19 protein-coding genes are annotated in these 20,710 nt (G+C 66.2%); 10 read left to right on the forward strand and 9 right to left on the reverse strand.

The window, feature by feature from the left end:
* Positions 1–31: 31 nt before the first annotated feature.
* Complete coding sequence (locus tag OG587_RS43415; protein ID WP_329084693.1) at positions 32–2,368, reverse strand: LuxR C-terminal-related transcriptional regulator; 2,337 nt, start codon at positions 2,366–2,368, stop codon at positions 32–34.
* A gap of 507 nt (positions 2,369–2,875) precedes the next feature.
* Between OG587_RS43415 and OG587_RS43420 the strand changes: the two genes are divergently transcribed.
* The 3 genes from OG587_RS43420 (at position 2,876) to OG587_RS43430 (ending at position 5,081) form a co-directional block, all read left to right on the forward strand.
* Positions 2,876–4,021 (forward strand): aromatic ring-hydroxylating oxygenase subunit alpha, encoded by a 1,146-nt coding sequence (locus OG587_RS43420; protein WP_329084694.1) that lies wholly within the window; start codon positions 2,876–2,878, stop codon positions 4,019–4,021.
* A 119-nt stretch (positions 4,022–4,140) separates the two neighbouring features.
* Positions 4,141–4,548, forward strand: coding sequence for a nuclear transport factor 2 family protein (locus OG587_RS43425; RefSeq protein WP_329084695.1), 408 nt, complete (start codon positions 4,141–4,143; stop codon positions 4,546–4,548).
* Positions 4,549–4,640: 92 nt separating this feature from the next.
* Positions 4,641–5,081: a nuclear transport factor 2 family protein gene (locus OG587_RS43430; RefSeq protein ID WP_329084696.1), complete on the forward strand. Its 441-nt coding sequence runs from the start codon at positions 4,641–4,643 to the stop codon at positions 5,079–5,081.
* A gap of 121 nt (positions 5,082–5,202) precedes the next feature.
* Here OG587_RS43430 and OG587_RS43435 read toward each other — a convergent pair whose 3' ends face one another.
* The gene (locus tag OG587_RS43435) at positions 5,203–5,874 is read right to left on the reverse strand and encodes a GntR family transcriptional regulator (protein ID WP_329084697.1); all 672 of its coding nucleotides are present in this window, start codon (positions 5,872–5,874) and stop codon (positions 5,203–5,205) included.
* 130 nt (positions 5,875–6,004) lie between these two features.
* On the opposite strand from OG587_RS43435, the gene OG587_RS43440 reads away from it, so the two are divergent.
* Complete coding sequence (locus OG587_RS43440) at positions 6,005–7,264, forward strand: aminotransferase family protein (RefSeq protein ID WP_329084698.1); 1,260 nt, start codon at positions 6,005–6,007, stop codon at positions 7,262–7,264.
* Complete coding sequence (locus OG587_RS43445; protein ID WP_329084699.1) at positions 7,261–8,745, forward strand: NAD-dependent succinate-semialdehyde dehydrogenase; 1,485 nt, start codon at positions 7,261–7,263, stop codon at positions 8,743–8,745. Before OG587_RS43440 ends, OG587_RS43445 begins: the two co-directional genes overlap by 4 nt.
* An 80-nt stretch (positions 8,746–8,825) precedes the next feature.
* Here the strand turns inward: OG587_RS43445 and OG587_RS43450 are convergent, their stop codons facing one another.
* Entirely contained in the window at positions 8,826–10,289 is a 1,464-nt protein-coding gene (locus tag OG587_RS43450) for an APC family permease (protein WP_329084700.1), read from the reverse strand.
* A gap of 548 nt (positions 10,290–10,837) precedes the next feature.
* Between OG587_RS43450 and OG587_RS43455 the strand changes: the two genes are divergently transcribed.
* The 3 genes from OG587_RS43455 (at position 10,838) to OG587_RS43465 (ending at position 13,699) form a co-directional block, all read left to right on the forward strand.
* Positions 10,838–11,443, forward strand: coding sequence for a flavin reductase family protein (locus OG587_RS43455; protein WP_329084701.1), 606 nt, complete (start codon positions 10,838–10,840; stop codon positions 11,441–11,443).
* Between the two features lie 11 nt (positions 11,444–11,454).
* Positions 11,455–13,107, forward strand: coding sequence for an amidohydrolase (locus tag OG587_RS43460; protein ID WP_329084702.1), 1,653 nt, complete (start codon positions 11,455–11,457; stop codon positions 13,105–13,107).
* Positions 13,108–13,315: 208 nt separating this feature from the next.
* A complete protein-coding gene (locus tag OG587_RS43465; RefSeq protein WP_329084703.1) occupies positions 13,316–13,699 on the forward strand; it encodes a DUF427 domain-containing protein in 384 nt (127 codons plus the stop codon).
* 213 nt (positions 13,700–13,912) lie between these two features.
* Here OG587_RS43465 and OG587_RS43470 read toward each other — a convergent pair whose 3' ends face one another.
* The 3 genes from OG587_RS43470 to OG587_RS43480 all read right to left on the reverse strand — a co-directional run bounded on the left by OG587_RS43470 (position 13,913) and on the right by OG587_RS43480 (position 16,474).
* A complete protein-coding gene (locus tag OG587_RS43470; protein ID WP_329084704.1) occupies positions 13,913–14,749 on the reverse strand; it encodes a class I SAM-dependent methyltransferase in 837 nt (278 codons plus the stop codon).
* A gap of 268 nt (positions 14,750–15,017) precedes the next feature.
* Complete coding sequence (locus OG587_RS43475) at positions 15,018–15,641, reverse strand: hypothetical protein (protein ID WP_329084705.1); 624 nt, start codon at positions 15,639–15,641, stop codon at positions 15,018–15,020.
* A 596-nt stretch (positions 15,642–16,237) separates the two neighbouring features.
* Entirely contained in the window at positions 16,238–16,474 is a 237-nt protein-coding gene (locus tag OG587_RS43480; protein ID WP_329084706.1) for a hypothetical protein, read from the reverse strand.
* Between the two features lie 39 nt (positions 16,475–16,513).
* On the opposite strand from OG587_RS43480, the gene OG587_RS43485 reads away from it, so the two are divergent.
* The gene (locus tag OG587_RS43485; protein ID WP_329084707.1) at positions 16,514–17,566 is read left to right on the forward strand and encodes a hypothetical protein; all 1,053 of its coding nucleotides are present in this window, start codon (positions 16,514–16,516) and stop codon (positions 17,564–17,566) included.
* 128 nt (positions 17,567–17,694) lie between these two features.
* The gene (locus tag OG587_RS43490) at positions 17,695–18,354 is read left to right on the forward strand and encodes a rhomboid family intramembrane serine protease (protein ID WP_329084708.1); all 660 of its coding nucleotides are present in this window, start codon (positions 17,695–17,697) and stop codon (positions 18,352–18,354) included.
* A 125-nt stretch (positions 18,355–18,479) separates the two neighbouring features.
* Here the strand turns inward: OG587_RS43490 and OG587_RS43495 are convergent, their stop codons facing one another.
* The 3 genes from OG587_RS43495 to OG587_RS43505 form a co-directional block, all read right to left on the reverse strand.
* Complete coding sequence (locus OG587_RS43495; protein ID WP_329084709.1) at positions 18,480–18,932, reverse strand: NUDIX domain-containing protein; 453 nt, start codon at positions 18,930–18,932, stop codon at positions 18,480–18,482.
* Positions 18,933–19,109: 177 nt separating this feature from the next.
* The gene (locus OG587_RS43500; protein WP_329084710.1) at positions 19,110–19,784 is read right to left on the reverse strand and encodes a hypothetical protein; all 675 of its coding nucleotides are present in this window, start codon (positions 19,782–19,784) and stop codon (positions 19,110–19,112) included.
* Between the two features lie 365 nt (positions 19,785–20,149).
* Positions 20,150–20,593 carry an NUDIX domain-containing protein gene (locus OG587_RS43505; RefSeq protein WP_329094189.1) on the reverse strand — a complete coding sequence of 148 codons (444 nt, stop codon included), beginning with the start codon at positions 20,591–20,593 and terminating at the stop codon, positions 20,150–20,152.
* Positions 20,594–20,710: the final 117 nt, after the last annotated feature.

A 20,710-nucleotide genomic window follows, 5' to 3' on the forward strand; every position in this document is an offset into this window, starting at 1 on the left:
GGCCGTTGAGCCACGACAACGGCCCGAGGATTCAGCCCCCGTCCGTGGCGCGCGACATCCAGGCGGCGACCTGGGCACGTGAGTTGCAGCTGAGCTTGCGCAGTATGTTCTCGACGTGGCCCTCTGCCGTGCGCTGGGCGATGACGAGCTGCTGAGCGATCTTCTTGTTCGTCAGGCCCTGACTGATCAACCGCGCGATCTGTAGCTCTCTGGGAGTAAGGTCTTCGATGCCGCCCACAGTCTCAGGGCCGCGCGGCGAGGCGGCGGGCGTCTTCCTTCTGAGGACGCTGTTGATCGCTTCTGTCGGCGTCATCCTGGTTCCGCGCTGGTATGTCTGGTTGAACGACTCCTCTCCCAGCGATCTACACGCATGGGCACGTGTCTGTTCGTGGATGTGCCCCCATTCGGCGAACCGCAGGAGCGAGATGCCGGCGTTGCCCCACGTCGCGTGTGCCGCGCCGAGCAGCCAGGCCGCGGAGGCCGCGTCCTCGCGTTGCCCGGCCAGCCAGGACAGCGACTCAAGACACGAACCGGAGCTCATCTGGTCCTCGAAATCGAGGCTGATCTTGAGGGTCGATTCGAGCAGCCGCGTGGCCTCGTTGTGGTTTCCCTGCATGCGCAGAAGGTCGGCGACGGTCCATTGCAGGTACGACTGGAACCAGCGGGCGCCGTGCTCGACACATTGGCCGATCGCGAGCCGGCAAAGGTCGATGGCCGTGTCCTTCTCTCCCCGTGCGCCCAGCGCGCCCGCGAGATCCGAGGTCGCCAGCCACGCTCCCGCCAGATCACCCGTCTCCTCGTGGAGATCGCGGGCTTTCGACATCAGGGTCTTCACGCGCTCGTAGTCGTGGTCACAGGCGGCCACCAGGCCCATGAGGTAGGTCGCGTAGGCGCGGCCGAACGTGTCGTCGAGACGTTCGGCGAGCGCGGTGCTCTCCTCACCGTGGCGGCGCGTCGCCTCGATGTCGCCCTGGTAGAACGCGAGCCATCCGGCCAGCCAGTGTCCCCGCACCTTGGCCTTGTCCGCGTCCTCTCCCCTGGGCAGAGCGGCCAGCAGGCGTTCGGCATGGCGCCTGCCCTCGCTGATCCCGTGAACCAGCCAGAAGTATCGAAGGTTCACGGCCATACGCAGGCCACGAATGGCTTGGTCCGGGACGGTCAGGCTGTATTCGATCGCCGCGCGGATGTTGTGCCGCTCGGCCTTGAGCCGCCGATTCCACTCAAGCTCCTCCGCTCCCGTCCAGCCGGCGATGGCCTCCTTGGCCAGTGCGCCGTACCAGTCGCGGTGCCGCGCTCGCATGTTCTCCAGCTCGTCGGAGCTCGTGAGGTGGGCTCGACCGAACTGCCGGAGTGTTTCGAGCATCCGGTAACGGATTCCGGTCTCCACTTCGTCGCGGACGACGATCGAGCGTTCGACGAGGCTGTGCAATCGATCCAGCAACGACTCCACCGGGAGGTCGTCGTCGCAGCACACGGCCTCCACCGCCGCGAGGTCGAAACCACCGGCGAAGACGGACAGTCGCGCCCACAGCATGCGGTCGGGCTGATCCAGCAGTTCGTAGCTCCACTCGACCATCGCCGTCAGCGAGGTCTGGCGCGGAGCGGAGGCTCGGTGTCCGACGGACAGGAGCCGGAAGCGGTCGTCGAGCCGGGCGGCGATCTGGTCCACCGACAGCAGGCGCAGGCGCACCGCCGCGAGTTCGATGGCGAGCGGCACTCCCTCAAGATCGAGGCACAGGCGTGCGACGGCTTGGTGATTCGCGGTGTCCAGCTTGAAACCGGGGATGATCGACCGTGCCCGGTCCAGGAACAGATTGACCGACTCGTAACGCTGCAGCGCCTGGGCGGATTCACTGTCCGCCCCCTCCTCCGGCACGCTGAGGGGTGGCACCTCGAAGGCCTGCTCGCCCTCCACCCCCAGTGGCTGTCTGCTCGTCGCGAGTATCCGCAGGCCCTGCGAGGCTCGCAGCAGCGCCCGCACGAGCTGCGCGCAACTGGCGACCAGGTGTTCGCAATTATCCAAGATCAGCAATCCGTCCCGTTCGGACAGATAGTTGATCAGCGCCTCCATCCGGGCGGTGTTGGGCACGTCCGGCAGGCCGATCGCCGCCGAGATCGTCTGTGGCAGCAGGCTCGGATCTGTCAGCGTGTCGAGTTCCACCGACCATATGCCGTCGGGAAACGCACGGTGCATGGAGCGTGCCGTGTGCAGCGCGAGACGCGTTTTGCCGATGCCTCCGGGGCCGGTCAACGTCAGCAGCCGACTGGACTCCAGCAACCTGCGGACTTCGGCGCTCTCCCGCCGGCGTCCTATGAAAGTGGTCAGCGAGGCGGGGAGCGCTCGATCCGACCGGGAGGGTTTGGTCACTGTACGACCTCCTGGGTGCCAGCTCCTGGATACCAGGCGAAGCTGTGACACTTATCACATTGTAGTCATAGTGGCAAGGGTAGGGGCCGCAACGATCACCAGCACGAACGCCGGCCGGGTGCCGATCTCATAGGAGAACGACGGTGACCCGAGGTCATCGAGCTCGGGTTCATCGTGTCCACCGGACGTCGCGGGCCCGAGCAACCTCCCCACCGGCCGCCCCCGAGACGCGCACCGGGGGGGTTCGGGTATCCAAGCGGGGATTATTCCCGTCACTTGGCTCGGTATGCCGGTGCAACTCTGTTCACGTTGACGCGGTTGCTTCACGACGGTGCCTCTGCTAGCAGGGGAAACACCGTGCGAACGCACGCTTGGTTTCGCGAAGCTGCCGTGATCTTCATGTCTGTGATGAGGGAGAGGACGGATCAGAGCGGCGGTCGGTGTGCCGGAGTCCTGGCGATTCCCGGTCCCGATTGACCTGGTCCCGCAGATCGATGGAGGTGCAGCGTGACACTGACCACTGGGGCCGACGTCTTGCGGCCGGAGGAACTTCAGAATCTCGGTAAGGGGCCACACGAGGCGCGGGGCCTAGCCGGGCGACTCTACACCGATCCGGCGATTTTGAGCGTCGAGAAGGAGAAGATCTTCCGTCGAGAGTGGATGGCCGTGTTCCATGAGTCCACGGTCCCGAACCCCGGGGATTTCCGGGTGGTGGAACTGGCCGGCGATTCATTGCTGTTCGTGCGTGGCGAAGACGGTCGGCTGCGCGGCTTCCACAACATCTGCCGGCATCGCGGCGCGCAGGTCGCGGCGACCCCCCAGGGCAACTGCCAGAAGTTCAAGTGCCCGTACCACACCTGGACATACGACCTCCACGGCAAGCTGGTCAGTGCGCCGACGATGGAGCACATGCTGCGTGAGGGTGTGGGGCTCGTCGAGCTCCGTATCGACACCTGGATGGGGTTCGTCTTCGTCAACCAGGACGGGCGGGCCGAGCCGCTGGCCTCGAAACTCGCCGGGCTCGACGACGTCCTGGAGCCCTGGCTGTCCAAGCCGCTGGAGATTCTCTACGAAATTCCGTACCACGGGAAGTGGAACTGGAAGCTGACGTACGAGAACTCGGTTGAGGGTTACCACGTCATCGGCACGCACTACAAGAGCGCGCAGTGGCTGGCTCCGGGAGAGATGACCTACACCCCGACGGAGAAGTTCGACACGTGGACCACGTTCTACATGCCGTACGCCCCGGGCCAGAACCAGCGCGACCCCACGGGGGGCTCGGTCCCGATGGACAACCTTCCCGACTGGATCGACGAGGAAATGCGCTTCTTCGTGATGTGGCCGAATTTCCTGATCTCAGTGGCACCCGAGAATGCGACCGGCTACATAGTGCTGCCGGGCGCCACACCGGGTGAGGTGACATTTACGTGGTCCAACATCGTGCGGCCGGAGACGAAGGCCGCCGAGAACCACGAAAGCTACCTGGAGGAACAGAAGTACTGGTCGCAGACCGTGCAGGGCGAGGATCAGTATCCGTGCGAGACGATGTGGGCCAATGTCCACAGCGACGCCTTCATCCCCGGGCCGTATGCCGACGGGGAGCGCGCCGGTTACCACTTCGACCAGTGGTATCTGCAGCGTATGTCAGGTTGACAGGACCGGTCCACGCAGATGAGTTGGGAGTTCCGAGAAGCGAGAAGCGGTTCAGAGACGGTGACCGGCATGCGTGGGCTCTGTAAAAAACAAGAAAAATCCATGGAAGGGAACCTGATATGACAGAAGCCGTTGCCCGTGCGCTCATCGACAAATACTGGACCGCCTTCGAGAACAATGACCTCGAAGGCTGGCTCTCCTGCTACGCCGACGACGCCACCTACGAAGACTATGCCGTAAGTTTCTTCGCGAGCGACAAGACCGGAATTCGGGATTTCATCACGCAGTACTTCGACGGCGTCACGGACGGCGAAGTGACGTTGCATGAGGCGAACGTCTGGGACAACGGTTCGCGTTACCTGCTTGAGTGGACCATCAAGGGAAACCTCAAGGGCTCGTTCGGTCCCACGACCGAGGACAACGTGGGCAAGATCGGTGAACCGTTCGAGCTGCGTGGGATCGCGATGGGACACATCAGGAACGGGCTGTTCGTCGCCAACCGCGACTACTACGTGAAGTTGCGGTAGTCCGGGGAGCGACGCGTGCCACGAATTCGGAGCGGTGAGACTCGAAAAGCACTTCGCCCGGACGAGCGAGTGCCGTCAAGGAGAGCATGGTCATGGAAGACATCGCGCTGATGCGGAGCGTTCTGGGTCCGCTGGAACGCGGGGAGTCCGAGGACTCTCAGCCGCTCTACGACCTGTTCGCCGAGGACATCGTGTACAGAACCGCCCACGGTGACGAGCTCCGGAGCAAGACCGCGCTGCTCGACTATTTCGAGCGTGTCACCGACTTGCTGGAGGTCCGGCCGTACGACAGCCCCCTCCAGTATTTCGGCGACGGCGCTCGTGTCGTCGTCCTGGGCGTAGAGCACTACAAGGTCAGGAAGAGCGGCCTCACGGTCAGCCGTGAGTGGGTGTGGTTCCTCGACTTCCGCGATCGGAGGATCAGCCGGATCCTTGAGGTGCAGGAGCTGTCGGGGATCGTGGAGATCCGAAGAGAGGCGTTCGCGCGTACGGCCGCGAACTTCGCGGAAAGCACCGGCCCCGCCCATCCCTGATCGTCGGGGTGGCGCGGGATCGAGATCGGGAAAGTGCCTTCTCCGTAGCGGAACCGAACTTGCCGGGGGCCAGGTTCTCCGTGCGGAGGGGCACTTTTCCGCTGAAGGATCTTCGACGATGTCATTCCCGCCTTGAGCCCATCAGGGCGACGAGCCGAGCGGCGTTGCCGCGGATGTGCGCGGTGATCTCCTGGGCGGCGCGGTGGCGGTCGTGCGCCTCGAAGGCGACGACGATCACCTCGTGTTCGGCGGCGATTCGGCCGACGTCGTCATACTCGTTCTCGGCGACCGCCAGGATCGACAGGTAGAGCCGCAGCTCGTTGATGAGCGGTGTGAACGCGGCGGTCAGGCGGGAACTGCCGACCGCGCCGACGATCGCCGTGTGAAAGGCGAGGTCGGACGCGATCGCCGCCTCCGCGTCGGATGCGGCGAGCGCCGCGCTCAGCTGGGTGAACGCGCCGCGCACGGCGAGCGCCGCGGCAGGTAAGGGCGCCGCCATCGCGGCGCCGACCTCGATCGCGAGGCGTGCCTCGAAGAGGTCGCGCAGGTCGTCGACGGAGGGTTCACGTACGACGGCGCCGCGGTTCATCTCATGGCGCACGAGGCCGCTGCGTTCGAGGATTCGGATGGCCTCGCGGACGGTGTTGCGCGATACGCCGAGTTCGGCGGCGAGGACGCTCTCACGGATCGGGCGTCCCGTCGGCAGCTCGTGCCGGAGGATCAGCTCGGTCAGCCCACGGGCGATCTGCGCCGGTGTGCTCTGCCGGTCGATCGAGATCCGTTGTTCGCTCACGCTCATACCCCTCAAGCGTAGTGGCGCGTGGCCGCGTCGATCGATGTCGACCGATCCCCCGTTCATCACGCGGAGGCGTCGCTCGACTCGAGGCTTTACGAAGATTGCCCTACTGTACTACAGTTGCACAATGTCCACTTCTTACTCAGCGCTCTGGCATCCACAGGCGCATATGCCCAGCGTCGTCGACGATCGTGTGCTGATCGTCGGTGGCGACGGCGCCTACGTCGAGACATCCGATGGCCGCAGGTTGCTCGACGCGACCGCCGGCCTCTGGCACGCGAACGTCGGCCACGGCCGGGCGTCGATCGCACGGGCCGCGGCGCGCCAGATGGAGCGCCTGGAGACGTATCACCTGTTCGGCCGCTTCGCGAACGAGCCGGCGCTGGAACTCGCCGAGCGCGTCACGGCCACCGGGCCGATCGCGGACGCGAAGGTCTTCTGGACCAGCGGCGGCTCCGACGCTGTCGACCTCGCCTGCAAGCTCGCGCGGCGCCACTGGCAGGTGCGCGGCCGACCGGACAAGCGGGTGATCGTCAGCCGCCACAACTCCTACCACGGCCTGCACGGCTTCGGGACGAGCATCGGGGGGATTCCCGGCAACCGCGAGGGCTACGGCAGCGAGTCGTTGATCCCCGAGACGCTGCGCGTCGCGCACAGCGACCTCGACGCCGTGGTCACCGCCATCGAGGAGGCGGGCCCTGAACGCATCGCCGCCCTCGTCGCCGAGCCGATCATCGGGACCGGCGGGGTGATCACCGCGCCAGAGGGCTACCTCACCGGGCTCCAGGAGCTGTGTCGCCGGCATGACATCCTGTTCGTCGTCGATGAGGTGATCACGGGCTTCGGCCGGGCCGGCACACTGTTCGCGTGTGAGCGCTTCGGTCTCAGGCCCGACATGGTGCTGGTGGCCAAGGGCATAACCTCCGGCTACGCGCCGCTCGGCGGTGTGCTGATCGGGCCCCGAGTGTGGGAGCCGTTCTTCACGGGCGACGACGCGCCGGTCTTCCGTCATGGCATCACCTACTCCGGCCACGCGACCGCCTGCGCCGTGGCGCGGGAGAACCTCGACATCATCGAGCGTGAACGGCTCGTGGAGCGGGCCGCGGAGCTGGAGCCGATTCTGCGGGCGGCGCTCGCACCGCTCGCGGAGCACGACCTCGTCGCCGAGGTTCGCTGCGGCGCGGGTTTCATGGCGGGCGTGCGGCTCACCAAGGACGCTCCGGGTGAGGCCATCGCCCGAGCGAGCCTCGACCGTGGCGTCATCACGCGCGTGCTCACCGACAACGTCCTGCAGATATGCCCGCCGCTGGTCGTCGACGAGGCGGACCTGACGCTCATCTCCGAGGCGATCGCCGCCTCCCTCGACCACGTGGTGGTGCCGACATGACCGTGACCGATCACAGGCTCGACGCCGGGCAACGCGCGCTGTTGCGGCACGTACCGACCGATCTGCTGATCGGAGGGGAGTGGCGTGCCGCGACGGGCAACCGCCGCGCCGCCGTGTACGACCCGGCCACCGGCGCCGAACTCGCGCTCGTCGCCGACGCGACGGTCGAGGACGGACTCACCGCGCTCGACGCCGCGTGCGCGGCCCAGGGCGACTGGGCGCGACGGGCCCCACGGGCACGGGCGGAGATTCTGCGACGCGCGTTCGAACTGGTCATCGAGCGCGTGGAAGATCTCGCGCTGCTGATCACCAGCGAGATGGGCAAGCCGCTCGCGGAGGCGCGCGTCGAGGTCACCTACGCCGCCGACTACCTGCGCTGGTACGCCGAGGAGGCGGTTCGTCTCGACGGTCGCGTGTCGACGAGCCCCGACGGGCGCTCGCGCGTCATCGTGACGCACGAGCCGGTCGGACCGTGCCTGTTGATCACCCCCTGGAACTTCCCGCTGGCGATGGCCGTGCGCAAAATCGCTCCGGCGCTCGCGGCCGGTTGCACGATGATCGTGAAGCCGGCGCTGCTCACACCGCTGACGATGTTCCTGATGGCGCGGATCCTGAGCGACGCGGGTGTCCCCGACGGTGTCGTGAACATCGTCACGACGGCCGACCCGGGGAGCTTCTCCGCGGCTCTGATGGCCGATCCACGCCTGCGCAAGGTGTCGTTCACCGGCTCCACGGGCGTCGGTCAGCGACTGCTGGAGCAGAGCGCGGCGCATGTCCTGCGCACCTCGATGGAGCTGGGGGGCAACGCGCCGCTGCTCGTGTTCGAGGACGCCGATCTCGACCGTGCCGTCGAGGGCGCGCTCGTCGCGAAGCTGCGTAACGGGGGCGAGTCGTGCGTCGCCGCGAATCGCATTCTCGTGCACGAGGCGGTCGCCGACGCCTTCACCGAGCGCTTCGCGGCTCGCATGGCCGAGGTCGTCGTCGGGCGGGGCACCGAGCCGGGCGTGACCGTCGGGCCGTTGATCAGCGAGCAGGCGGTGAAGGGCGTGGCCGCGCTGGTCGACGACGCGGTGGCGCGCGGCGCGCGCGTGCTTGTCGGCGGCGAGGTGCCCGAAGGCACCGGCTCGTTCTACCCGCCGACCGTTCTTGACGGCGTCCCGCGTGACGCGCGCATTTTGCACGAGGAGATCTTCGGGCCGGTCGCGCCGATCGTGCGTTTCGCGGACGAAGCCGACGCGATCGCGCAGGCGAACGACACGCCGTTCGGACTCGCCGCGTACGTCTTCACGGAGAACCTCGACCGTGCGACGCGTGTCTCCGGCGCGCTGGAGGTCGGCATGGTCGGGCTCAACCAGGGGCTCATCGCGAACGCCGCGGCGCCTTTCGGCGGCATCAAGTACTCAGGGCTCGGGCGTGAGGGCGGGTCCGAGGGCCTCGGGGAGTACACGAACCTCAAATACGTCGCGCAGGTGATCGCCTGAGGAGGCGGCACCGCCAGGTCATCGAACGCGGCCCGGAACGAGGACACTCGCCCCGGGCCGCGTCGGTCTCTACCGCCGGCTCACACCTGGCTCCGCCCGATTCTCCGGTACGTCTCAGGTTGCACCCTGCGGTACACCAGGGCGACGACGGCGCCCAGCACGGCCGTGCCGAAGATGACGGCGGTGAGTATGTTCGTCGCGCCCAGGACGTCGAGGTTCAGCAGACCGAAGACCGTTAGTGTCACCATGAGAACGGCGGCGATCAACGGCGCGATGACGGTCTTCCAGGTGCTGGAGCCGGAGCCGTCGCGCCGGAAATAGACGACGACCGCGATGCTGCTCAGCGTCAGCAGGAGCAACAGCGCCAGAACGCCCGCCGCCGCCAGGACGGTGTACGGCTTCTCCGGGTCCCCGCCGACGAACGGCACGAACATGACGATCAGCAGGGCCGTGGCGAGAATGTTGGCGACGTACGGGGAGCCGTGCCGAGGATGGACCCTGCCGACGTTCCACTTGAGCACGCCGTCCGCGCCGAGCGCGTGGAGATACCTCGAGAGGATGTTCTGCGCAGCGATCACGCCGCAGAGGTAGCTCATCACCAGCATCACCGACACCAGGTCGGCGGACACGGATCCGAGATACTCCCGGACGGATGCGGGGAAGAAACCAGCCGGATCGGACAAGGCCGCGTCGACCACGCGGTCGGGACCGTAGGCCACGGCCGAGGCCCAGAAGGAAAGCACGTAGAAGACGGCGATGGTCGTGATCGATATGTAGGCGGCCCGGGGTATGGTCCGGTTCGGGTCCCGCACCTCGTCACGGAAGACGGCTGTGGACTCGAAACCGACAAAGCCCGTGATCAGCAGCAGGAGTGCGATCGGAAGCGACCCGTTCGAGAGGTTCGCGGGCACGAAGGAGTCCAACGGCGTGCCCTGGGGGCCACCCTTGACGAGCACCACGGCGTTCCAGACCAGCACCGCGATCACCTGCACGACCATCAGCTTGGTCATGATGCCGGCGGACACATCGACCCGGAAGTGTCCGAGGACACCGGTCACGGCGAGCGAGACGATCACGATCAGCTGCCACGGGATCTCAGGGCCCCCCAGGGAGCTGATGAACGTCTTCAGCACGATCGCCAGCCCCGAGTGGAGGGTGACGCCGAACATGAGGTAGGTGAGGTTGGCGAGGAAGGCCGAGCTGAGCCCGAGGACACGTCCAAGCCCCGCGGTGACGTACGTATACAGGGCACCCGGCTGGGACAGGCTCTGGCTCATGGCCACATAGCCGACCGTGAACACGCACAGGCCGCCGGCCACGAGCACGACCGCGAGCGGAGTCGCGGCACCGACGCCGTAGCCGATGACGAAGGCGCCGAAGAGTCCCACGACCACGAGCGGGCCGGCGTAGGAGAGCACCATGATGACCAGGTCGAAGACCCCGAGATTGCCCTGAAGCCGGGTTCCTGGTGCGGGTTCGGGCGTTTCCTGCCGCGTTGGCGAAGGGCCCTCGTGTGACGATGTAGAATGATCAACTTCAGGCACTGGATGCCACCTCGTTGTCTTCTGTATTTCCGATCGTAACGGCCATCCGGATACTCCACTCAGGGCGACCGATTAACACGGGGGATTCTCCCCATATCGCTCCCCGGGCGGGCAGGTGGAAGGCTCTGAGGCCGCGCCGCGACAGCTCCGCCACGTGCACGCGTCGACCGCACACGGCCATGACGAACTCCACCGACTCGATGCCGGCTCCGCGCCGAGACCGACCGCGGGCCGCGGGCGGATCGAGGAGGCCGGTCCGCCCGCGCGGGCGGTGACGTAGGCGGCCCCGGGCGCGCGGGAAGTGTCGCCCGGCCTCCCCCGCCGTGGATTCACCGGGCGGGCGAGTCCGCCGATCCGTGATCGTGGCCGGTACCACCCCGGCAGAACGGACCGTCGCGGTCCCGGCCCCACGGATCGGGCCGACTCCGCCGGCGTCAGCGGTCGACGGCGCTGTCGTCGCTTCGGTTTTTCCCGGGTCCGGGTACCCAGGTAGGGATTCCTCCCGTGACGCGAGCGGGTACCTCGCGGCGAAGCTCCTCATAGTCGCGGTGCGGGCCCTTCAGGCCGGCGCCCCAATTGACGAGGTCGAAGAGCCGAACGAGTTGCCTGGCGTCCGCGTCAGGACATCGGAGGAAATGATGCACAGTGTTGGCGCGGATCGCTTCCGTACGATCCTCGGTCATGTCCCCACCGGGGTCGTCATTGTCACCGGCGCCGACGAGGGCGGCCAGCCGGTGGGATTCACCTGTGGCTCCTTTTTCTCGGTGTCGTTGGATCCGCCGCTGGTCGGCTTCTGCGTCGCGAAGACCTCGACGTCGTGGCCGCTCATGGCCGGCGGTGCGCGGTTCTGCGTGAACCTGCTCGCGGAGGACCAGCAGGACATCAGCAGCCGGTTCGCCCGGAAAGGCGGTGACAAGTTCGGTGGCCTGAGCTGGCAATACGGACCGTTGTCGCTGCCTTACCTGGACCGCGCGGTGGCGTGGATCTGGTGCGAGACAGCCGACGTGCATGAGGCCGGTGACCACGTCATCGTCGTGGGGGCCGTGTCGAAGATGCTGCTGGATCCGCAGTCCCCCATGCCGCTCGTCTTTCACCGCGGCGGCTACAGCGGTGTCACGGAATTCGCGCCGGCCCGGCGCTCTCAAGCTTCCTGAAGGGAACGCCTGTGCGATTGGACACGATCTATACCAACGCCCGCGTCACGACACTGGATCGATCCCGGCCGACAGCGCGGCGAATAGGCGTGTTCGCCGGGCGGGTGGCCGGGTTTGACGAAGAACTGGAGGGGGTGAGCGCGTCCCGGATCGTGGATTTGGGCGGCGCGCCAGTGGTGCCGGGGTTCAACGACGCGCACTACCATCTCAGCGCTTTCGGCGTGCGGATGCTTCAGGTCGACCTTCGAGCCGAGACCGTGTCCACCCTGGACGAGCTTTACCGTCGGGTCGCCGAGCACGCCGCGCAGCTGCCCCCCGATTCGTGGGTGATCGGCGCGGGATACGACCAGAACAAGCTTGGAGCACATCCAGACCGTGATCGGCTCGATCAGGTCAGCGGCGGCCGCCCGGCCTTTCTCCAACACTGCTCCGGACACCTCGGGGTGGTCAACTCCATGGGGCTGGCCCGAATGGGCATCGTGGAGGGACGGGCACCGGTCGAGATCGAGGGCGGAACGGTCTATACGGATGCCGGCGGCAGACCCAACGGCCTGCTCGCCGAACGGGCGGTCGAAGTCGCCTACGAATCCGTGGGCCCCGCGCCGTTCGAACGCTTCGTCGAGGCGATCGGCCGCGCCAGCCGGGCAGCGGTCGCGTCCGGCCTCACATCGGTGACCGAGCCGGGGATCGGCACCGTCGGGATGCTGGGCAACAACTGCGCCGACCTGGCAGCGTTCGCGCAGGCGCGGGACCGGGGACTGCTGCACGTCCGGACGAACGTCATGCCGGCCGCCGAACTCCTTCGTGAGATCGGCCCATTCGAGGCGGAGCGGCAATGGTTCGGCCTGGATCTTGGTCTGTCAAGCGGCTTCGGCGACGAGTGGCTCAAGGTTTCAGCGGTCAAGTTCATGGTCGATGGCTCGCTCATCGGCCGGACCGCCAACATGTCAGTGCCCTACGCGGACACTCCCGGGCGATCCGGCTACTTCCGCGAAGACCCTGAGATCGTCGTCAACCAGATCATCCAGGCACATCGGTTCGGCTGGCAGATCGCCGCGCACGCGGTCGGGGACGTCACGATCGATTTTGTCATCGACGCCTATGAACGTGCGCAACATCTCTATCCGCGCCGTGATCCGCGACATCGCATCGAGCACTGCGCGGTGACGCGGCCGGACCAGTTGCCGCGCATCGCCGCGGTGGGCGCGATTCCCGTTCCCCAAGGCCGGTTCATCCACGAACTCGGAGACGGCTTCATTCGCGCACTCGGCTCGCCCCGCAGCGAATGGTGTTTCCGAGCCCGGTCGTTCCTCGAAGCCGGGCTGCGGGTGCCTGGCAGCAGCGACTGTCCCGTCGCCCTCGGCGACCCCCTGCTGGGCATTCACTCCCTGGTCAACCGCCAGACCGCGAGCGGCCGGCTGCTTGGCGCCGAGGAGACACTGACACCTTTGCAGGCCCTGCACGCCTTCACGACGGGATCCGCCTTCGCCGCCCGCGAGGAGACGATCAAAGGCACCCTGTCACACGGGAAGCTCGCCGACTTCGTCGTTCTCTCCGACGATCTGCTCCAGGTCAGCCCGGATCGGCTCAGCAGCCTCACGATAGGCGCGACGGTTGTGGGCGGACAGGTGCGGTACGACGCCGGCGCGGTACGGTCAATGTGATGGACGATCCACAACGATCCGGCCGTGCCGGAACCGAATCATCGTCCCGGACGCCTCGTTCGGCATCCTCGCCCTCCATCCGATGCGGGCGCCTCCGGGTTCCGTACCCGAGCGCCCGGCCTGACCGCTCCCCCGATCTCCGGGGGCGGGGGCGGCACCGCGATCCGGGGGTCCGGCAGACTGGGGGTGAGAGAAAGGGGTTCCCGCCATGACCGACAAGCCCATCCTGCAGCCCAGCCCCAGTCATCCGATCACGATCACGCCGAACCCGGCCCGGGTCGTCGTCTCGGTGGGCGGCCAGGTGATCGCCGACTCGCAGCGCGCGCTGACGCTGCGTGAGGCGGCGTACCCGCCCGTGCAGTACGTCCCGATCGCCGACGTCGACCGCTCGCTGCTGGAGCGGACCGACACCGCCACCTACTGTCCTTTCAAGGGTGACGCGAGTTACTACACCGTCACGGTGGACGGCAAGCCGGCGGTGGACGCGGTGTGGTTCTACGAGTCGCCGTACCCGGCCGTCGCCGAGATCAAGGACCACGTCGCCTTCTATCCCGACCGGGTCGACTCCATCGTCGAGCAACCGACCACCTGAACCCTGGGCGTCCGGTGGGCGTCCGGAAACTCGGGTCACCGGTCGCCGGTGCGGGCGAGCCGGCGTGACATGATCATGGCGATGTAGATCATGGCCAACAGCAGGCCGCCCGTGGGTGGTGGAGCGAACGTTCGCCTGGACCGGCAGGCTTCGCCACCGGTTCACCCACCCGAAGCCGGACCGGTTGTCCGGCCAAGGCAGCGTGACGGGCCACTAGCGGGCGGGGACGCTCGCACGGGCGAGCACGGACAGTTCGAACGGGCGGAGCGAGTCGGTGCGTTCCCAGCCCGCGGGGTCGATCGTCTCGCGCTGCCGAACGTACTCGACCGGCTGGAGCCGGTACTCGAGCAGGAGATCGTCCATCTGTTCGAAGCTGAGGAAGGTCTGCCAGGGCTCGCCTTGCTCGGCCGTCGCAGCCATGACCAGCTCCGCATAGGACTGGCCTGCCTCGTCGCGCGATTCGGCCGGGAGAAGGTACTCCACGACGATCTCGGTGCCGGGCGCAAAGCCGCTGACGGCCGCCAGGGTCTGGCCGATCGCCTCCCGGGTGAGGTACATCGTGACCCCGAGCCAGCTGACCAGCGCGGGCCGGCTCCGGTCGAAGCCGGCCAGGACGAGATGGTCCGTCAGAGACCGGGTGGACTCCTGCTCGAAGTCGATTGGGACGAAGACGGTGGATGACGGCACCTTCGTCCCCGTCGCAGCCAGCAGCGCCCGCTTCCAGTCCTGGGTCGAAGGCTGGTCGACCTCGAACACCCTGACTTGGCCGGCCAGTTCGGACCGGCAGGCGAAGGAGTCCAGCCCCGCACCGAGGATCACGTACTGGTCGATGCCGTGGGCGACCAGCTCGGACAGCCGATCCTCGGTGTAGCGGCTGCGGGTGACGGCCGTCGTCCGTGCGCCGGACAGAACGGGGTGGCCTCCGTAAGACCGGTGGTAGCCGAGAAGTTCGTCTGCGCGCTCCCCCAGGAAGGTCTGCGCCATGGTGTCGGCGAAAATCGAGGGGGTGTCGTCGACAAGGAGATGCGCCGCGCGCGCCGCGGCCGCCATGAGAGCTGTCCGGCTTGGTTGTCCATTGTTCATCATAGAAACGGACATTACCCGCAAGCTTTGACATTATATCACAAAAACAAAAATTTCAGAAGAGCCTTTGAGTTGCGATTCGGCGACGAACGCGAAACTCTCAATCTCGGGATGACGTGCTGCTTTGAGTTCGAGAGGCGACATACCCGTACCGTTCCATCCCTTCCGACCGGCCGTGCCGCAACCGAGCGGCGGCCTGCGCGAGCCGCCGCTCGGGTTTTCGAGGAGCCGCCGATCAGCTCCACCTGATCGATCGCGTGTCGTCGTTGAAGTTGTGGTAGCGCCTCAGGCGGTCAATGGTCGGCATGACCGACCGGTCGTTCAGGTAACCGGTCTCCGAACCACGGAAGCCCGAGAGGGCGTAGTGGTTGGTATGACAGTTGGCGTAATTCTTGAAAGAGGAGATGCGGTCCCACCACCTCCGCGGAAGCTCGAACGAGTAGTCGACGTCAGTGGTCGTTCCGGTGCAGTTCCGGGTTCGGCGGAAGGTGTACGAGGCACCACGGTAGTACGCGTCTCCGTACTCGATCCCGATCACGACCAGGGCCGCGATTGGCTCTTTGGTGTCGGCGGACTTTTCGCTGCTACCGAGTAGTTCGTTGAGATCGGGGTCGTCCACGCCCTCGGCGGCGGTGGTCGGGGCGTCGGTGATGGCGCCGTCGGTGGCGAATCGGATCGCCTCGGTGAATGTGGGGAAGCACCGCTCGCTCGGTGTGGCCGATCCGCTGGTCACGTCGATGACGCAGTTTTCGGCGGGGGCTGGGGCGGGGTCCTCGGGTGTCGGAGTGGCCCCGGCGGGCGCCGGGACGAAGGCGACCAGGGGCAGGGCCGTGCTGAGCCCCAGCGCGAGGAGGCGCAACCTCCGTACCGTGTCACGCTTGGCACCCCGACGCGATTCAATGCTAATTTTCTGACACATTTCCATTCCCCTTGTTGCCCTCTATTTATCAAATCCATGTAACAGTTGTCAGGATTTTGGCGATGATTTTCCGCCTCCTGGAAGATTCGTACACCCGCCCCCCGCCTCATGATTTTGCTCTTTTCGGATGCCGGCTCGCGCCGCCGTCCAACTCAATGCCGACTCTCCACTCATCTGCTACGACGTACCGCGCGTTTACATTTTCCGGATTACACCCGATTTCCGGTTCTCGCACTCTTTTGGCCTGATTCACCCTGCCAGCCGGCGCACCTTACCTGAATGTAAGGGATGCGCGGTTTCCCGCAATGACGAAACACGGCAACCTGAACATGATTATTGGCGCCAGAGTTTGCAATATTCCAATAAGGCTAGCCTGAATGCTTATATCAACATAAACTGTCCGTGGTTGCCCGTTACCCAAGGCCGTTGACCGGAGTTATGAACACGGCGGGTGATCACGCCGTAACGAGAACCGGAAGCGGCACGAGGGCTCCGACGCGGCCGGCCGGGAAGCGCCGGGTTTCCGGCGAAGGACGCTAGATGTGCTTGCGCTGGATGAGAAGGCGATGTGACTCCTGCGGCTCTCCCGGCAGATCGTCCGGCGCGAACCACCCCGCCTCCAGGATCTCGAAATCGTCGATCTTGAGCGTGCCGCCGATGAACTCGGCTTCGTAGGCCACTTCCAGGCGCAGCCGGTAGCCGCTCCTCAGGCGAACCAGCTCTCCGCGGACGGGGGCGCCAGGAACCCAAACGGTGCCCCATGCGTCTGACACCCCGTGGATCACACGCGGCTTTCCCGACTGTTCGCGATCATGGTGATGTCCGTCGTCGCGATCAGCGCGGTCTCGGCGTGTACGGTCCCCTTCGCCGACCGCCATCCGCCGTCACCGTCCCGGCCCGTGAAGCTCCCGGAGCCGCCCACGCTGGATCCCGCCTCCAAGGTGTGGCCCGAGGCGATGTTCACCCTGCCCGCCAGGTTCGGGAAGGAGTCCGACGTCCAGCCGCTCGCCATGCTGAGCAAGACCGAGGCCCTCATGGTCACCCTCGATCTACGCCCCCAGTTCTTGACGTACGACCGTAAAACGCGTCGGCATCGAGTGCTGGCCACGGCTCCGAAGTGGAGTGAGTGTGGCATGTGCTACGAGATCAAAAGCGTTGCCGTGGGCGACGAACAGATCGTCTGGACCGTCGGTGTCTACCGCTCCGAGCGCTGGAACCCGGGCAAGCGGCACGTCGAACTGTGGGCCATGCCGAGGTCGGGCGGGCAGATGAGACTGGTGACCTGGCTGACGGGCCACTACGACTACTTCCCTCCCCGGGACAGGCTGTCGATCGACGGTGACCAGGTCACCTGGCGGAGCGAGAGCGTCTCCTACCTGATTCCTCTCTCCAGCGGAAAACCACAGAAGATCGCCTCGGCCCCAAGCCCGTACGTGGAACGGCCCGATCCGGACGTACGGTTAATGAACTGCGGGGTCGAATGGTGCGCGGGCGAAGTGACACCGGACATCTACCAACTGTCCACGGTGGTGATCCAGCACAGGAACGGCTCGGGGCGCACCACCCTCCCCGCAGCAGGGGAAGGCCCCTTGATCCATGACAGGTTCGGTCTCTTCGGCCTGCCGTACGTGCACGGGACCGAGGTGAACTTCTCCGTCAAGGACTCGGGCTCGTCCGCGCTTCTGTACGACCGGTGCACCGCCAGATCGGCGTGGGTCGGCGTCAAGCACGAAACCGAGGGCTCCAACGCGATCGGCCAGGGAGTGTCTGGCCGGGAGGCTCCGATCCTGTTCTGGAGGGAACGGGGCAACCGGTACACGGTGCTGGATCTTTCGCGCGTCTCCGACCGGCCGTGCCGGAGCTGAGCGGGTCAACGTCCGGAGAGAGCACCGGAGCGGGAGGGCCGGAGGCGGCCACCCCCTGCTGTCGTATTTGTGATCTTTCACCCCAATACTGAGCTGCGGAAGAGGCACGGAGAGCTGGGGAGGAACCGGTGGGCGCCAAGGGCGGTACGGCCGAAATCATGATCGCCGAGGCCCGCAGGGCGTTCTGGGTGATGGTCGGGTTCCTGGCCTTCATATGGGTGATGCAGATCGCCAACTGGACATCGGGTTACGCGCTGGGCCAGGAGCACGGCGTGCGGCCGTGGGATCCCACGAGCCTGCCCGACATCGCGTCGGCACCGTTCCTGCACTGGAGCTGGGAACACATCCAGGCCAACTCGGGACCGCTGTTCGTCTTCGGCTTCCTGTCGGCCTACCGGGGCGTCGTCAAGTTCCTCGGCGTGACGGGGCTGATCATTCTGGTCAGCGGCCTCGGGGCCTGGTTCACCTCCGACCCGCAGAGCGTGGGCGCGGGCGCGAGCGGCGTCGTCTTCGGGTACTTCGGCTACGTCCTGGTGCGGGGCGCCTTCGACCGGCATCTGATCGACATCGTGATAGGCCTGGTCATCGCCCTCTGCTTCTCCTACCAGTTCACCGGGCTGCTGCCTAAGGAGGGCATCGGCTGGCAGGCCCACCTGTTCGGCTTCCTCGCTGGCCTGCTGGGCGGCTGGCTGTTCCGCGAACGCAACCGCACACGACCGGTCCCGACCCCCTCACCCCGGGATCCGAGAGCCGCGCTGCGGAAGGAACTGGACGAACTCGGGCTCTGACGACTGAACGAACTCGGGCTCCGACGCCGGCGCCACCAAGAGCGGCTGCGACGGCGATTCGCAAGAACTTCGGGCGCTTCCCGGGAGTCGCGAAATGGCGGGGGCCGGCTTTCCGGCACAGGACGCTAGACATACTTGCGCTGGACGAGAAGACGGTGTGACTCCTGGAGCTCTCCCGGCAGATCGTCCGGCGCGAACCACCCCGCCTCCAGGATCTCAAAATCGTCGATCTTGAGCGCGCCACCGACGAACTCGGCCTCGTAGGCCACTTCCAGGCGCAGCCGGTAGCCGCTCCTCAGGCGAACCAGCTCTCCGACGTGAACCTTCAGCCCGGTCTCCTCCCGCACCTCGCGGCAGACCGTGTCCTCGAAGGTCTCCGATCTGTTCGCATAACCGGTCGGGAGGCCCCACTGCCTGCCCTCCGGCCAGAAGCGGTGCTTCAGCAGGAGGACGTTGCCGTCCTCGTCACGCACGATGCCGGTCACACCGACCATGAACGTGGCGTGCCGAAGCCAGTTGATGCGCCACTGGAGCGAGCCGTTGGTCAGCCTCCAGAGCCGGACGATCAGCTTCTTCACGGTTGGTCCCATCCACGGGTCGGCGCCTGTCTGAAGGCTGGACGCTATCGGGAAAGGGCGGTGCGGTGCCGTTACTCGACCCGCCTCGTACGAAGCCGAACGCACGTCGATCGTGTTCACCGTGCTGGACATCCGGCGCCTGGGGTGTTCAAGTAGTGACCACAGGCCGCGTCTGCTTCACGGCCGAATGACGCCGGATCTCGCAGCGCTTGAGGCCTTGAACAAGGTGGCGAACGTCTTCGGGCCATGACGCCGATCAAGCCAGTCGGAGAGCCGCGTGAGCGAGCCGCTGATCATCGCTCCGAGGATGACGGTGTGCAGTTCCTCCGCCTCGTCCCTGCCGATTTCCGCGAGGAAGAGCTCGTAGCGGGCTCCGACGTCGCTGGTGTAGGCGCCCATTCGCCGCAAGAAGTCATCCGCCGCGGCGCTCTGGGCGGCGGCCGGGCGCCGTACGGGATCACGGAGAACCATGAGGTCATCCGCTTCCAACCGGCCTGTAGCGTCTCGGAACAGGTATCGGTCCGGGCCCGCCGACGGCTCGCTCACCTTGGCCCGCTGCGCCACCTGGCGAGTCACCGCCTTGGCCTCCCTGTCGGTCGCCCCCTCCATCACGATGCCGAGGTTGCGTGTGGAGGAGGATCCGGCGGGGTCCGGGGAGGAGTAGGTACGGCCGTCACGGGCGCGCGAGTTGATGCCGTATCTGGTACGGCCGATCTCGTCACCCCACAGGCGGTACTCCCGGTAGGTGCCGTAGTGCAGGCAGTCGTGCGCGTAGGCCCGCAACAGATCCAGGGCGACCAGTTCGGGGCGAAGGCCGGCGGGATCGGCGAGGTCGCCGTAGCGAGTGATCACCGCGCCCATTTGCAGATGGCGATAGCCCTGATCGGGGTAGTGAAAACCCCCGAACGCGGGCCTCCCAGATCGCACACCAACCCATACGCGGTCGAACGGAAGCCGCTGGGACAGCCCGAGCTCTTCGTATCGGGCGGCCAGAAGAGTGGCACCCAGAAAGAAGAGATCCACCGGCTTGCCTCGGTAAGGCCTCGATCCCAGCAGCCACGGCAGTAAGGAGAAAGTGAGGTCGGGGTGCGCCCGATCCAGGCCGACCGTTGCCCGTAGGGCGGTGAGGCGTTCGAACAGGGTCGCACGGGCGGCCGAGTCGCCCCTGAGGTGCTCGTTCGGCGCCAAGCAGGACGAGGCGATGCCCCGATTGGAAGCTAAATCCGTTTGCGGTGGACGAGGAGGCGGTGCGACTCCTGAATCCCTTCCGGTAGATCGTGTGGCGCGAACCATCTCGCCTCCAGAATCTCGAAATCGTCGATTTTGACCGTGCCGCCGACGAACTCGGCCTCGTAGGCCACCTCCACGCGCAGCTTGTAGCCGCTCTTCAGATGAGCGATTTCTCCAACACGTACCTTCAGCCCGGTTTCCTCCAGCACTTCGCGGCAGACCGTGTCCTCGAAGGTTTCCGACTTGTTGGCGTAGCCGGTCGGAAGCCCCCACTGCCTGCCCTCCGGCCAGAGGCGATGCTTCAGGAGAAGCACGTTGCCGTCTTTGTCACGCACTATCCCGGTTACTCCGACCATGAACTTGGCGTGGCGAAACCAGAGAATGCGCCATTGGAACGATCCGTTGATGAGTCTCCAAAGCCGGGCAATCATGTTTTTCACGGTGAGCTCCATCCCACGGGCCGACGTCTACCTGAAGGTTGGACGCTACCGGGAAAGACCGTCGGCGAAGACCATGTCCACGACCGCGTGTGGCTGATCGATGTTCAC

The organism is Streptosporangium sp. NBC_01469, from assembly GCF_036227305.1.
Taxonomy (GTDB): Bacteria; Actinomycetota; Actinomycetes; order Streptosporangiales; family Streptosporangiaceae; genus Streptosporangium.